Source organism: Agrobacterium sp. El2ro-1b (assembly GCF_048298475.1).
Lineage (GTDB): Bacteria > Pseudomonadota > Alphaproteobacteria > Rhizobiales > Rhizobiaceae > Agrobacterium > Agrobacterium fabrum.
Map to the genome: position 1 here is coordinate 562,784 of NZ_CP103458.1, position 12,655 is coordinate 575,438.

Consider the following 12,655-nt stretch of genomic DNA (forward strand, 5'->3'; position numbering starts at 1 on the left):
GCGAGGCAGAGACGACATGGCTTCCTCCACCACATCAACCGTAACCGATCTTTCCGCAGCGCTCGTGATGGCGCCCGTGCCGCTTGCCGACTGGCTGATCATCCTGCCAATCGCGCTGTGCATCGGCGCAGGTGCCGTGCTGATGATGATGCGCCACGCCATCCGCCACCATGCCGCTGTCGCCATTGCCGCACTTTCTTTGCTGGTGATCCTCGATGCAGCACTGCTCTGGAAGGTTGCGACGCAAGGCCCATTCACCATGGTCATGGGTCACTGGCTGCCGCCCTTCGGCATTGCCTTCACCGCCGATCTCACCGGAGCGCTCCTGTCGCTCGCCGCCGCCATCGTCGCGCTGGCCGGCGCCATCCATGCCGGAGCGGATATCGATGCCAGCGGCAGGCGTTATGGTTTTTATCCGTTCCTGATGTTGCTGATGGCGGGCGTCACCGGCGCTTTCCTGACCGGTGATCTCTTCAACCTCTATGTCTGGTTCGAGGTGCTGCTGATCTCGTCCTTCGGCCTCATCGTGCTCGGTTCCACGCGCGAGCAGATCGACGGCGCGCTGAAATACGCCATCCTGAACCTCATCGGCACGACACTGTTCCTGATCACGGTCGGTTATCTCTACGCCATCTTCGGCACGCTCAACATGGCCGATATTGCGCTGAAGGCAACGGAGCTGCGTGGCACCGCGCCGCTGATGACGCTCGCCAGCCTCTTCGCGCTCGCCTTCGCCATGAAGGCGGCTGCCTTTCCGGTGAATTTCTGGCTGCCCGCCTCCTATCATACGCCGCGCATCGTCGTTTCCGCCCTGTTCGGCGGGTTGCTCACCAAGGTCGGCATCTATTCGCTGCTGCGTGTCATGGTCATGCTCTTTCCGGTCGAGCGGGAAGAACTGAGCATCGTCATCGCCATTTCCGCCGCACTCACCATGGTGCTGGGCGCCATGGGCGCACTCGCCCAGAACGATATCCGCCGCATGCTCGGTTACATCGTCATCTCGGGCATCGGCTACATGATGGCCGGCATCGCCATCGGCACGCCGTCAGGCGTATCGGGCGCCATCTTTTATGCCCTGCATTCCATGGTGCTGATGACGGCGCTTTATCTTGCTGCCGGCCATGCCGCCCGCCTCGGCGGCGGTTTCAGCCTCACGTCGCTTGGCGGCCTTTACCGGCAGGCCCCGTGGTTTTCGGCACTGGCGCTTGCGCTGTTTTTCGCCGGCTCCGGCCTGCCGCCTTTTTCCGGCTTCTGGCCGAAGGCGGTTCTGGTAAAGTCGGCCATCGACATCGGCGCCTGGTGGCTCGCTGCCGCCATCCTCCTCTCCGGTTTCATCGCCACCATCGCCTTCGGGCGGGTCTTCCTGCTGTGTTTCTGGCGTCCGGCCACGGCGTCCACCAGCCAGCCCGCCTTGCAGCCCGCCGCCCGTCCGCCGGCCCCGTCTGTCGCACCGCTGGTGGGGCTGACGTTGCTGGTGGTGTTTTTCGGCCTGTTCCCGGAGAGCCTGCTCAATCTCAGCCAGCAGGCGGCGGCTGGTCTTGTTAATCCGCAGGCCTATATTCAGTCGGTCTTTCCGCAAGGGGGCAAGCCATGAGCCTCTACACCGTGCAATTGGTGTTTATTGCCGTCTGGCTCGCCGTGACGGGCAGCCTCACGCTGGCGAATATCGTCTTCGCCCTCATCGTTTCGACGCTGGCTCTCGGGCTGATCCGCCATCAGCTTCCTGGCGGGCGAAGCCACTGGCTCAAGCTTTTGCGTGTGGTGTCGCTGGTGCTGCTGTTCTTCAGGGAATTGGCGCTGTCGGCCTGGAAGGTCGCGGTGTTGGTGACGCGGCCGAAGCTCGACGTACAGCCCGGCATTTTCGCCTACCCGCTGACGGTGACGACGGATTTCGAAATCACGCTGCTTGCCAATCTCATCACGCTCACGCCGGGCACGCTCTCTGTTGATGTTTCGGCGGATAGAAAGACGCTCTACGTGCACGCAATTGATTGCAGCGATATCGAAGCCACGAAAAACGACATCCGAAACGGCTTCGAAAGAAAGATCATGGAGGCGTTTCAGATATGACGCCGGAACTCACAGTTTCATTCGCAACTATACTTGCAACGGTTATATTGTCGGTCGCCTTTTTGCTGACAGTCTATCGTGTCGTCGTTGGCCCGACCCTGCCGGATCGCATCGTTGCGCTCGACATGCTGGTCGGCATCGCCATCGGCTTTATCGCTGTTATCGCCATCCGCACCGGCTTTACCCTTTACATCGATATCGCCATTGCGCTCGGGCTGGTCGGCTTTCTGGCGACGGTGGCCTTTGCCCGTTTCGTCCTGTCGCGTGGTCCTGAGGATCGACGCAGGAGAGCGACGGTTCTCGATGGGGACAGGGCATCTGAAGTAATTGAAAAAACTATGGAAAACGATGCGCGGGGCAAGAAGGAGAGGGGCAGGCGATGATGGGCTGGATCGTGGCGATATTCGTTGCGGCGCTGACGGTTTCCGGCGCCCTCTTCTCTTTGATTGCGGCAATCGGGCTCAATCGGCTGCCTGACGTCTATACCCGCATGCATGCCGCTTCCAAGGCGGGAACGGTGGGGTCGGGCCTGTTGCTTCTGGCGGTGGGCATCCATTCCATGGAGCTGTCGACACTGGCGCGTGCATTGGCTGGTTTCCTGTTCTTTATCCTCACCGCACCGGTGTCTGCACATCTTCTTGCCATGGCGGCACATAAGGCAGGTTATCCGCTGGCCGATAAATCGGTAGTTGATGACCTCAAGAAAATGTGAAGTTGAAAATCCCCCCAATAATTGGGGGTATTCATTTTCAATTACTACTAGGCATAGTATTTTATTACCCGTAATTTTTTGTATTCGAATTAGACTGTTTTGAACTGAAAAATTGACACTAGGAATTTGACTTTTGCTGTTTTGCTGTTATCCAAATTAAGTGTAAAGTTGCTCATCGCGATTTGCATCTAGCCTCTTCATAGTCGGCATAGGCATTTTATTGATGTCTAATCTATGGCCCATCGGACCATTGCTGCCCATGTCGCCGGCCGTAAGTTGAATCTCGGATTAATTCGTTTCCGGTTTTCGCTTGAAATCTAGGGGTAGATTTCACGTTGGTTTCAACAAAGCGAAGGTGGGGCACCGGGTAACTTCACATCGCTCGACGCGGCGTTCGCCTGCGTCAGGGGATCAATAAACAGGAGATACTTAAATGACGGAAACTGCATACGGTAACGCCCAGGATCTGCTGGTCGAACTGACGGCGGATATTGTGGCTGCCTATGTTAGCAACCACGTCGTTCCGGTCACAGAGCTTCCCGGCCTTATTTCGGATGTTCACACGGCGCTCAGCGGAACATCGGCACCGGCATCGGTGGCGGTCAATGTTGAAAAGCAGAAGCCTGCCGTCTCGGTCCGCAAGTCGGTTCAGGACGATCACATCGTCTGTTTGGAATGTGGCGGCTCGTTCAAGTCGCTGAAGCGGCATCTCACGACGCATCACAGCATGACGCCGGAAGAATATCGCGAAAAATGGGATCTGCCGGTCGATTATCCGATGGTTGCTCCCGCCTATGCCGAAGCCCGCTCGCGGCTCGCCAAGGAAATGGGTCTCGGCCAGCGCCGCAAGGCCAGCCGCTGATTGTAACGACGCTCCGGCCTGTTCTTCTCCCCGCCGGGGAGAAGGCGGCAGGGCTCATCCGTTCCCGGATGGCCTGTCTTCGAGGCCGTTTCTTTCCGTATGAAAATGTCCAGCCGGTCCATCGACCGGCTTTTTTATTGCCGCGCGGAATTTCGGTAGAGGAAAAAAATCCTTCTCCGGCGCTGCCTCGATCCAAAAAATGATGTGAAATCAATTGGTATATTCGCGGGGGCAAATTCGCACTTCCCCGCATCCGTCAACAGGTGTATGAATTAATTCCTATTCGTAGAGGAGTTGCATATGCCGTCGGATACATTGCTTCTGTCTGCCGCCGCGCGGCCTCGCATGCAGGCCGTCGATCGCCCTTTCCGTCACTGGCCGCCGGCTGCCGGACGGGAGGAGGTTGTCCGTCTTTGCCGTCTGGTGCGGCAGCTCACCGGCGAGATGGTGCAATTGACGGGTGATCGCTTTGCGGCGCGCCGCGACCGCCGGCGCATCGAATGCCACATCCGCCAGATCGCCATGTATGTCTGCCATGTCGCGCTCGGCATCCCCATGTCGGATATCGGCCCCTGTTTTGGCCGGGACAGGACGACGGTGGGCCATGCCTGCCAGGTGGTCGAGGATCGGCGTGACGAGCCGGCATTCGATGAGTTCGTCGCCGTGCTGGAGCGGCTGGTCGTCGGTATTTTCAGCGTGATGAAAGGGGGAAGGGATGAGTGAATTGAAAAACGCCCCGACCGCTTCGGCTCATCGCGTCCTGCTGCGGCTTCTGCGTTGCATCGCATCCGGCGCGGCTGACATCACCGAGGAGGGGAACGAGATCGTCCTGCGCCGCAAGCGCCCGGGGCAGGCGGTTCAGCGGTTTCCGACCGAGACGGTGCGACTTGCCGTTTCCTCTGGTCTCGCCGAGTGGCGGCAGAACAGCCTTTCCGCCGCACCGCCGCTTGCCTCCTATCTGAAACGGGCCATGGCAAAGGACCGGGACGAGGTGTTTCAGGAGCAGCACCGGGATATACAGACCGTGGTGGTTGAGATCGATAAAACGAAGCAGCGGGCCCGGCGCAACCTCAACACCGCGCCGCTCACCAGCCTTTCACGATTGAAGGAGCGGGATGGCAGCGCATTTTTCCCTGAAGACGCGCTGGCGGCGGGCGAGCGCCTTGCTGCCGATTTTCATCGCGGCCATCTCAATCCCAGGGTCACGGCGACATGGGAACCGCGCATTGCCAGCCGCAGCAAGGGGGAGGCGGGAGGCACCCTTGATCTGACCGAAGCTGCAATGGCCGCAAGGACGCGGTTTTCCCGCGCGGCGGATGCGGTGGGTCCGGAACTTTCGGGCGTCGCCATCGATATCTGCTGCTTCGAAAAGGGGCTGGAGACGGTGGAGCGGGAAAGACTATGGCCGGCACGCTCGGCAAAATTATTGCTCAGGGCAGCGCTGCTCTCGCTCGCCCGCCACTACGCGCCGCCTGTTCCGCCTGCGCGGGGTAAGGACCGCCCCAAGGAACGCCATTGGGGCGACGCGGATTACCGCCCTTCTCTCACATAGGGATGGCAAGGGTATGAGGGCTCAGGCCGCCAGCAGCCGGGCTTCGTCGCGGATGCGCTTGATCATCGAGCGCAGGCCGTTGGCGCGCTGTGCGGAGAGGTGCTCCACCAACCCAATCTTGCTGAACACCTCGATGGCATCCAGATCGGCAATTTCGGATGCTTTTCTGCCGGAGTAAACGGTGAGCACGATGGCGACGAGGCCGCGCACGATATGTGCATCCGAATCGCCTTCAAAGGCCATGAGCGGGTCTTCCGCGCCATCGCTGTGGCTGACGAGCCAGACCTGGCTGGCGCAGCCCTGCACTTTGTTCTCGGGCGTGCGCTTCTCTTCCGGCAACTCGGGAAGGGCCTTGCCGAGTTCGATCACATAACGATAGCGATCCTCCCAGTCGTCGAGGAAAGCGAAGTCGTCGAGGATCGTTTCGAGAGAGGCCATGGGCACGCCGTATCATCCGTTATTCAATGTCTTTCCCAGCATATAGGGGAAGTGTGCGGGGTTTTGAACCATGGGCCATGAAAAAGCCCACGGAAAACAGGTTTCCGTGGGCAAGTCAGGCAGGCAGTGGGCGGACGGATATCTCCGTCTGCAAGTAAATGGCGCGGCGGTCGGCAGGATCAGTGCCGAAATCTTAGGGAGCAGGGCGCTTCTGCGGCAGGGGAATGACGGTGCCGGTCTTCAGCATGTCGGGCTTCCCGGGAAATTCGACGCTGACAACGGGTGCTGCCGCCAGTTTTTCGGCATCTGCGGCAATGTCGGCAACATCAGCGGGCTTTTCACCGGAGGCAAGCTGCTTGTCCAGCAGTTCATAGGCAACCTTTGCGCCTTCCTTTGCCCGCTCTCCGAGAGCATGGAAGGTTTCGGCGCCCTTGACGCAGACATCGGGTTTTTCGATGCAGATGGCGCTGACATAACGATAGGCTTCCCCTGCGGCCGAAACGGCGCTGGGAAGATCAAATGCCGAAGGTTCCTTGGCCGGATCGTTGCTGCTGCCGATATAGGACAGCGCCACGAGCACCAGCGAAAACCAGAATGTTCCTTTGATCAGAAACCACATTGTCAGACACCCTGCCAGATGATCTTTGTTTTCTAAAGCCCCGCCCGGTTTCGGATCATCGGCCTTTGTCCCGTTTTTCGGGCTTGTGATGAAGCTACAGGCGACCGGCGAACAGCCGATTGCAAAAAGCGGCGCAATTTAATTCAAATTGTATCTATTCTCCTCGTATCGGCACGCCCGCCATCAATTCATTCGCATTTTAACAGTCCATGTTAAGCATAATTGCGACAGAGCCCACGCGTTCCCGGGCAAAGCGGCGGCAAGCCTTGCCACAAAGGTTAACACGATGGCGAAAATGAAGCGAAATCCGTCGCTTACCCGTCATTAACCATGATTGGCAAAGCTTGGAATAAATGCCCCGTATTGGGACTGCGGCGCATTTGACAGACCTTTGGCGCCATTCTTTTTATCCATTCCTTAAGCCGCCGCCTTCTATTGTCGAGGCCGTTGGAACCGCCTTTAAGATTCGGGTTTGGTATTGCGTAATATGAGAGAAAAAGCGGTCGCACTGGTCGACCATGCCGCGGGCAGATGGCTTGCGCGCATGGAAGAGGACGCCGAAAGGCGCGCCGGAACCATTGCACGCCTGCGCCGGCTGATCGCCTTCAGCGCCGTCGGCCTTTTTATTGTACCAGCCTTGTTCAGCCTTGTTTTCAGCCCCGCCATCGCGCTGCCCATCGGCGCGGCCGTGGTGCTGGCGCTTTATCTCGCCGCCGCCGCGCTGCTGATTGCCTTTTCGCGTCCCGCACGCGGCTTCTCCTCGCCTTCGGCGCCTTCCGGTGATGAGGATATGATCGCGGCCGCGCAGGTGCCCGGCCTCGTTCTCACCCTCAATGAAAACGGTCTCGTCGAGCGCGTCTCCGGCCGCGACCGCGACAGTTTCCCCGCTGATCTCAAGGCCAGCAAGGGCGAGATCTTTGCCGAATATGTCTATGTGTCCGATCGCATCGAACTGATGCAGGCTTTCGACCTGCTGCGGCAGGGCGAGGACAAGGCGACGGCCGAGCTTCGGTTCGAAACGGGTGCAAAATCGCGCCAGACGCAATTCATGCACGTCCGTATCGAGATGACTGCAATCCGCGGCGCGACCGGCCGTCTGCGCCGCATCGTCGCCCAGCTTTCCGACGTCACTGAGATGGAGCGCCTGCGCCGGGACGTTGCCCGCAAGGCGGCGGAGGCGGAATCGGCCAATGACGCCAAGTCGCGTTTCCTTGCAGCCGTCAGCCATGAGCTGCGCACGCCGCTCAACGCCGTTCTCGGTTTTTCCGATATTTTGGCCGGCGAATATTTCGGCCGGCTGGAGAATGATCGCCAGCGGGAATATGTCGGCCTGATCCGCCAGTCCGGCGCGCATCTCCTGTCCGTCGTCAACACCATGCTGGATATGAGCAAGCTCGAAGCCGGTCGTTACGAATTGCTGATGGAAAGCTTCCCGATTTCGGAGACCATAGCGTCCTGCGAAGCCATGCTCGGCCTGCAGGCGAAGGAAAAAGGCCTGACATTGACCAGCCGCATCCAGCGCGGTATCGGCGAAATCTCGGCCGATCAGCGTGCCATCCGGCAGGTCCTCATCAATCTCGCGGGCAATGCCATCAAATTCACCGATACGGGTGGTGTGGTGTCGATCGATGCCGCGCGTGAAGGTGGGATGCTGAAGTTGACGGTGAGCGATACCGGCATCGGCATCGCGTCCGACAAGATCGAATTGCTGGGCCAGCCTTTCATGCAGGTTCAGAATGAATATACCCGTCGCTATGAGGGCACGGGTCTGGGATTGTCCCTGGTCAAGGGGCTTGTGGCACTGCATGGCGGCACTTTCGTCATCACCAGCAAGCCCGCCGAGGGAACGGTCGTAACGATCACCTTGCCTGCCGACGGTTCCGGCATGGTAGGTGGCGGTGAAAACGCTGAAACCGAATGCATGGTGGAATTCCCGCCACGCATCCGCCAACTCGGCGACATGGCTGCGAAAATGAAGAAGGATGGTGACGATGGCCCCGCGAAAGCGAAAATCGCCTAAGAAAACAACGGCCCAGATTGGCGCCGGGTTTGTTTCCTTGGTGGTTTCGGCCATCGGGCGCGAAATCCTGCGCCATCCGAAACTGGTCGGCGGCTGCGGTGCCTTTGCGGTCGTCTTCGGTTTTGTCGCCGCCAATGCGCTCTGGTATCAGCCCGGCGTCCACCCGACCCCCTTCCTGCGCACGCGCGATGCGGAAAACCCGAACGGCATTGCCGGTTATCGTCCCACCGAACCGCTCGGCACCCACGGCAACGTCACCACCTTCCGTATAGAGCGGCCGGCGGAAAACGAGACGGTGCAGCCTCCGGCCGCCGCTGAAACTGCGGCACTTCCCGCCGCCGATACCCAGAAGCCGCAGCAGATCGTCGCCGATATTCAGGCTGAGCTGAAGAAGCGCGGACTTTATGAAGGCGAGGCGGATGGCCGCATGGGGCCGAAGACCGCCGCCGCCATCATGTTCTTCGAGGAAACCCTCGGCATGGAACAGACCGGCGAGCCGACGACCCGGGTGCTCGCGGCGCTGAAGATCGACGGCGCGACCGTTGCCGCGATCCCGAAAGACCGGCCTTCCGACACCAACACCAGCGGCGGCGTCGAGATCGATCCCGTGGCAGCTGCCATCCGCAAGGCGGAGGCACCGCGCCCGAAAGCCGAGCCGGCCTCCCTCAACACTTCGGCCAATGCCGCCAAGCCGGTAAGCCGCGACCTGATCTCCAGGATCCAGCAGGGGCTGATCAACATCGCTTATGCCGATGTGAAAGTGGACGGTGTGGCTGGCCAGCAGACCCGCAATGCTATCCGCGCGTTTGAAAAACACTATCGCCTGCCGGAAACGGGTGAGCCGAGTGAGGCTGTGCTGAAGAAGCTGAAGTCGATCGGGGCGCTTTAGATTTTGACGGCAGCGTGGGGCGTGTGTGGCTTTACCCCCCTCTGCCCTGCCGGGCATCTCCCCCTCAAGGGGGGAGATCGATATGCGGATAAGTCTCGCCCATCTTAACGTTTGCGAATGAAGTGGTGGTAGTGCCTCCTGCCGATCTCCCCCCTTGAGGGGGAGATGCCCGGCAGGGCAGAGGGGGGTAAGCCACACGCACCTTCGGCAGCGTAAAATCGAAAGCAACCCCATGCGCCTCAAATCCGAAATGTTCGTCTCAGCCCTCATCCGCCGCGTTTTTGCCGCCGGTGGATTTGCCGCTGTCGAAAAGAAAGGCGCGGAGGCGGCGGGGGCGATCTTCATCCGCCAGCGGCTGCGCGACGGCCGCGAGAACCTCTATGGACCCGCCCCGCAGAGCTTCGCCGATGACGAGAACATCATGCGCGCCGAGCGCCGTTTCGAAACGCGTCTGGCCGGCGTGGAGGGCGAGGAGATTGCCGCCCTGCTGGAACGGGAAAGGCGGTTCGACAGCGACCTGTGGGTCGTGGAGATCGAGACCGATGAAATCGGAACGTTGCTGACGCTGGTGGACCAGCCGCAGGCCTAGAACTACCCGGCCAAAGGCCTGCCGTTTGAACGGGTGAAGGCGTGGACCTGCCTGCCTAACCCTGCGTCCCGGTTCTCTGCGTGGCCGGTGCGCTGCGGCTCTCCCGTTCGCGGCCATGCGTATAACTGTCGGCCCGACGCCAGCTTTCCAGCCGCTCTTCGCATTGCACGATGTCGAGGCCGTCGAGCAGGGCTTCGGCACGGCTCATGTCGCCGGCGGCGGCGGAAAGATGCGGATAGAAGCATTGCAGCACGAAGGCCGCTTCGGAAAATTCCATTCCGAGGCCGGTCAGCGTCGTCGCCAGCTGCACGCCTGATATATCGAGCATGATGCGCTCCGACAGCCAGTAGCTGGAGGAGAGAGAATCCGCCAGCGCCACCGCAAATTGCCGGGCGTTGCGCTCGCGCGCGAAACGCACGAGCAGCGCTTCCTGCACCTCGCTCAGGCGGCGAAGGCCGAGAATATCGTTTTCCGGGCGGTTGAGGTGATGCGCCATCTGCTTGATGCGCTGGCGCATTTCTTCTTCGAATGCGGAAGCGGCGGCGATGTTGTCGATCTTTTCTTCCGCTTTCGGCTCTTCAGGACTTGCTACCGCCTGCGGTTCGGCGACGTCAGCGTGATCGTCCGGCCGTTTCAGATCTTCCGCATGGCGAAGCCCGACAAGCGCATCGATGACGGTGGGGGAGAGGTCTTCGCGCCGCACGATGGTGCGCGCATGGGCCGCCCCTTGCGTGCGGGCAATGGTGATCAGCGTGTCATCGTCAAGGCATTTGGAGGAGATGAGGAAGGGTGCCGAAAGCGAAATCGGCTGGCAGGCAATGAAGAAGGCGACAGCCGAAGGCACGCTCGGATGCTGCGAGAGCGCGGCGATCGCTTCGCGCTTGGCTTCTTCGGTGGAGGCGTTGAAAAGCGGCATGAAAAGTTCGGCGAATTGCCGAAGGTCCGTTTTTGACGGATGGGACACAGACTCGAAATTCGTCACCGTGGCCATAAGCACCACATCTTTCTTCCTAATGGCTCTTGGCCTCTCAAGTTCTCGAAACCGGTCGGTCAACGCACTACCCAACAAACGCAAACACAATATCGGCTCAAATTAGAGCAAATGCGTTGACGTCCTGTTAACTATGGGGGGTGGCAAGAGGGAATCTGCCTCTTTCAACAAGGAAATTTTAAAACCTTGATGACGCCGGAAATCCGATGGAACTTTGCTGCATCGCCTTAGTTTTCAACGGGTCCGGCTCGCAGAGAAAGAAATGAGGGTCCGGCAATTAGGGTTAACGGATCATTAACCTCTGTCTGTTTGTAATTCCATGGGCAGTATTAGGATTCCATGTTATTCTGATCTACGAAATAAATACAAAAATGGCATGTGAAGCCTGAATCTGCGCACGATCCCCTTATAAGAATCACTTTGGATTTTTGGATCGTGCGAAAACCAGTCTGTGGACTGGCCTATGCGCAATGTGATGGTGATGACATTCCCGACGCAGGACGAGGCTTGCGCGGTTCCCATGGGCAACATTGACAATCATGTCCCGAAGAGGAGATGAGCATGGCAGAGATTATTGCAATTGGCGACGCCCGACGAAGCCTGCGCCCCGCTGGCGTGGTTGCACACGTTATCGGCCCGGCGAAGGTCGTGCTGTTTACCGGCGTTCGTTATGAGAAACGCGATACCGAACCGACCGGAAAAGTCGCGCACAAGGGCAAATCCGCAGCGGAAACCGCCCTCAAGTCCTGATTATCGACAATGAACCGACGTTATTTCCACGGCGTCGGCTGGCATTTCGCCTCGTTCAGGAACCGCTCCGCTTCTTCGCCGAAACTCGGCTGCGGCACCATGGTTCGCAACACCACATACCCTTCCGTCTGATCCGATTCCGCCAGAATGGCCTGCGAGAGCGCGGGCGGCTGTGCCTTGCGGATGGCGGCGATCTGCACCGCATCGGCCACCAGAATATCCATCTCGCCGCCGGCGGAGGTGCGGTCGTTCATGCTGAACACCTCGTTCGAGGCCTTGTCGTAAACCGCGACCGACCAGAAGGGCACGGCGCCGATGGCGGTGAGCCTGACCGGCTGTTCCTCGATATTGAAGGTGCAGACGGCCACCCGCATAAAGGGATCGCCGCTTCCGAGGGTCTTTTTCTCCGCCGTCTCCTCGAGCAGATGAAACACATGCGGTTTTCCTTCCGCCAGCGCGCGCGTATAGGCGTCGCGATTGCTGAAATGCGGTATCGCCAGAATGACGATGACATGCAGCACGGCGGCGGCAACGAGGCCGGTGACGATGGCGAGCAGGACCCTAAGCATTGCCACACCCCAGCTTGCGGATCTGCGGCATGGAAATGTCGATCAGGCCGGAACTGCCGGCAACCGGCGTATCCAGCAGCGTCATGACGAGTTTGAAGGTCTGGCCCTGCGGCACCGCCAGCCAATTATAGGTCTGGGCATCGGGTGCGATGGTGATATCGATGCCGCCATCGGCGCTGCGCAGCAGCGTGCGGGAGTTGAGCGCGAAGGGTCGCCCCGCATCTTCGGCCAGCACATTACCCTGCTGGTCGGCCGTATAGAGCGTCCAGAACCGCGCCGGTGGCACGGCGCCGGCCAGACGGTAGCGGCATTCACCGCTCAGGCGCTGGCCGTCGCTATCGACGGCGGCGGTGAAGGACAGTCCCTCGGCCGTGCCGTAAAGCAGCTTGCCGGCGTCGGCGCGGTGCGATTTCGCGTAAGGGTCGGCCTCGATCGTCTGCGCCTCGGGAAAGGCATCCCAGGAGCCGATGCGGATCGAGCCGAAACCGGATGTCGCTTCAAGCGCTGCCATCGTCGCGGCAATACCGCCGCCAAAGGCGATCAGAAGGGCGATGCCGACAAGAAATGGAACTCGGAACACGCTATTTTCCCGTT

The 12,655-nt window shown here is 59.8% G+C and carries 16 protein-coding genes; 11 read left to right on the forward strand and 5 right to left on the reverse strand.

All coding sequences use genetic code 11. The features are described 5' to 3' along the window. Positions 1–16: 16 nt before the first annotated feature. From NYR50_RS02765 to NYR50_RS02795, 7 genes are all read left to right on the forward strand, one after another. The gene (locus NYR50_RS02765) at positions 17–1,594 is read left to right on the forward strand and encodes a Na+/H+ antiporter subunit D (RefSeq protein ID WP_418136701.1); all 1,578 of its coding nucleotides are present in this window, start codon (positions 17–19) and stop codon (positions 1,592–1,594) included. Continuing rightward, positions 1,591–2,070 (forward strand): Na+/H+ antiporter subunit E, encoded by a 480-nt coding sequence (locus NYR50_RS02770; RefSeq protein WP_418136702.1) that lies wholly within the window; start codon positions 1,591–1,593, stop codon positions 2,068–2,070. Before NYR50_RS02765 ends, NYR50_RS02770 begins: the two co-directional genes overlap by 4 nt. Beyond that, positions 2,067–2,453, forward strand: a complete 387-nt coding sequence (locus NYR50_RS02775) for a cation:proton antiporter (protein ID WP_418136703.1) — start codon at positions 2,067–2,069, stop codon at positions 2,451–2,453. The genes NYR50_RS02770 and NYR50_RS02775 overlap by 4 nt, the downstream gene beginning before the upstream one ends. Further along, on the forward strand, positions 2,450–2,782 hold the full coding sequence (gene mnhG, locus NYR50_RS02780) for a monovalent cation/H(+) antiporter subunit G (RefSeq protein ID WP_418136704.1): 333 nt from the start codon (positions 2,450–2,452) through the stop codon (positions 2,780–2,782). The genes NYR50_RS02775 and mnhG overlap by 4 nt, the downstream gene beginning before the upstream one ends. Before the next feature lie 433 nt (positions 2,783–3,215). After that, positions 3,216–3,644, forward strand: a complete 429-nt coding sequence (gene ros, locus NYR50_RS02785) for a MucR family transcriptional regulator Ros (RefSeq protein WP_003509257.1) — start codon at positions 3,216–3,218, stop codon at positions 3,642–3,644. Positions 3,645–3,944: 300 nt separating this feature from the next. Continuing rightward, positions 3,945–4,367 (forward strand): helix-turn-helix domain-containing protein, encoded by a 423-nt coding sequence (locus NYR50_RS02790; RefSeq protein ID WP_418136705.1) that lies wholly within the window; start codon positions 3,945–3,947, stop codon positions 4,365–4,367. Beyond that, entirely contained in the window at positions 4,360–5,196 is an 837-nt protein-coding gene (locus NYR50_RS02795; protein ID WP_418136706.1) for a DUF6456 domain-containing protein, read from the forward strand. Before NYR50_RS02790 ends, NYR50_RS02795 begins: the two co-directional genes overlap by 8 nt. Before the next feature lie 21 nt (positions 5,197–5,217). Here the strand turns inward: NYR50_RS02795 and NYR50_RS02800 are convergent, their stop codons facing one another. Both NYR50_RS02800 and NYR50_RS02805 read right to left on the reverse strand, forming a co-directional pair. Next, positions 5,218–5,634, reverse strand: a complete 417-nt coding sequence (locus tag NYR50_RS02800) for a SufE family protein (RefSeq protein ID WP_418136707.1) — start codon at positions 5,632–5,634, stop codon at positions 5,218–5,220. 193 nt (positions 5,635–5,827) lie between these two features. Further along, on the reverse strand, positions 5,828–6,253 hold the full coding sequence (locus NYR50_RS02805) for a DUF5330 domain-containing protein (protein ID WP_418136708.1): 426 nt from the start codon (positions 6,251–6,253) through the stop codon (positions 5,828–5,830). Positions 6,254–6,740: 487 nt separating this feature from the next. On the opposite strand from NYR50_RS02805, the gene NYR50_RS02810 reads away from it, so the two are divergent. From NYR50_RS02810 to NYR50_RS02820, 3 genes are all read left to right on the forward strand, one after another. Beyond that, positions 6,741–8,273, forward strand: coding sequence for a sensor histidine kinase (locus NYR50_RS02810; protein ID WP_418136709.1), 1,533 nt, complete (start codon positions 6,741–6,743; stop codon positions 8,271–8,273). Next, on the forward strand, positions 8,245–9,162 hold the full coding sequence (locus tag NYR50_RS02815) for a peptidoglycan-binding protein (RefSeq protein ID WP_418136710.1): 918 nt from the start codon (positions 8,245–8,247) through the stop codon (positions 9,160–9,162). The genes NYR50_RS02810 and NYR50_RS02815 overlap by 29 nt, the downstream gene beginning before the upstream one ends. A gap of 232 nt (positions 9,163–9,394) precedes the next feature. Further along, on the forward strand, positions 9,395–9,751 hold the full coding sequence (locus NYR50_RS02820) for a DUF1491 family protein (protein ID WP_418136711.1): 357 nt from the start codon (positions 9,395–9,397) through the stop codon (positions 9,749–9,751). Between the two features lie 55 nt (positions 9,752–9,806). On the opposite strand, the gene NYR50_RS02825 is transcribed toward NYR50_RS02820, so the two are convergent. Continuing rightward, positions 9,807–10,742: a DUF2336 domain-containing protein gene (locus NYR50_RS02825; RefSeq protein WP_418137238.1), complete on the reverse strand. Its 936-nt coding sequence runs from the start codon at positions 10,740–10,742 to the stop codon at positions 9,807–9,809. Between the two features lie 561 nt (positions 10,743–11,303). On the opposite strand from NYR50_RS02825, the gene NYR50_RS02830 reads away from it, so the two are divergent. Then, on the forward strand, positions 11,304–11,492 hold the full coding sequence (locus NYR50_RS02830; RefSeq protein ID WP_035214766.1) for a hypothetical protein: 189 nt from the start codon (positions 11,304–11,306) through the stop codon (positions 11,490–11,492). Between the two features lie 20 nt (positions 11,493–11,512). Here the strand turns inward: NYR50_RS02830 and NYR50_RS02835 are convergent, their stop codons facing one another. Further along, complete coding sequence (locus tag NYR50_RS02835; protein ID WP_418136712.1) at positions 11,513–12,061, reverse strand: DUF1254 domain-containing protein; 549 nt, start codon at positions 12,059–12,061, stop codon at positions 11,513–11,515. Continuing rightward, entirely contained in the window at positions 12,054–12,641 is a 588-nt protein-coding gene (locus tag NYR50_RS02840) for a DUF1214 domain-containing protein (protein ID WP_010971257.1), read from the reverse strand. The genes NYR50_RS02835 and NYR50_RS02840 overlap by 8 nt, the downstream gene beginning before the upstream one ends. Between the last annotated feature and the right edge of the window lie 14 nt (positions 12,642–12,655).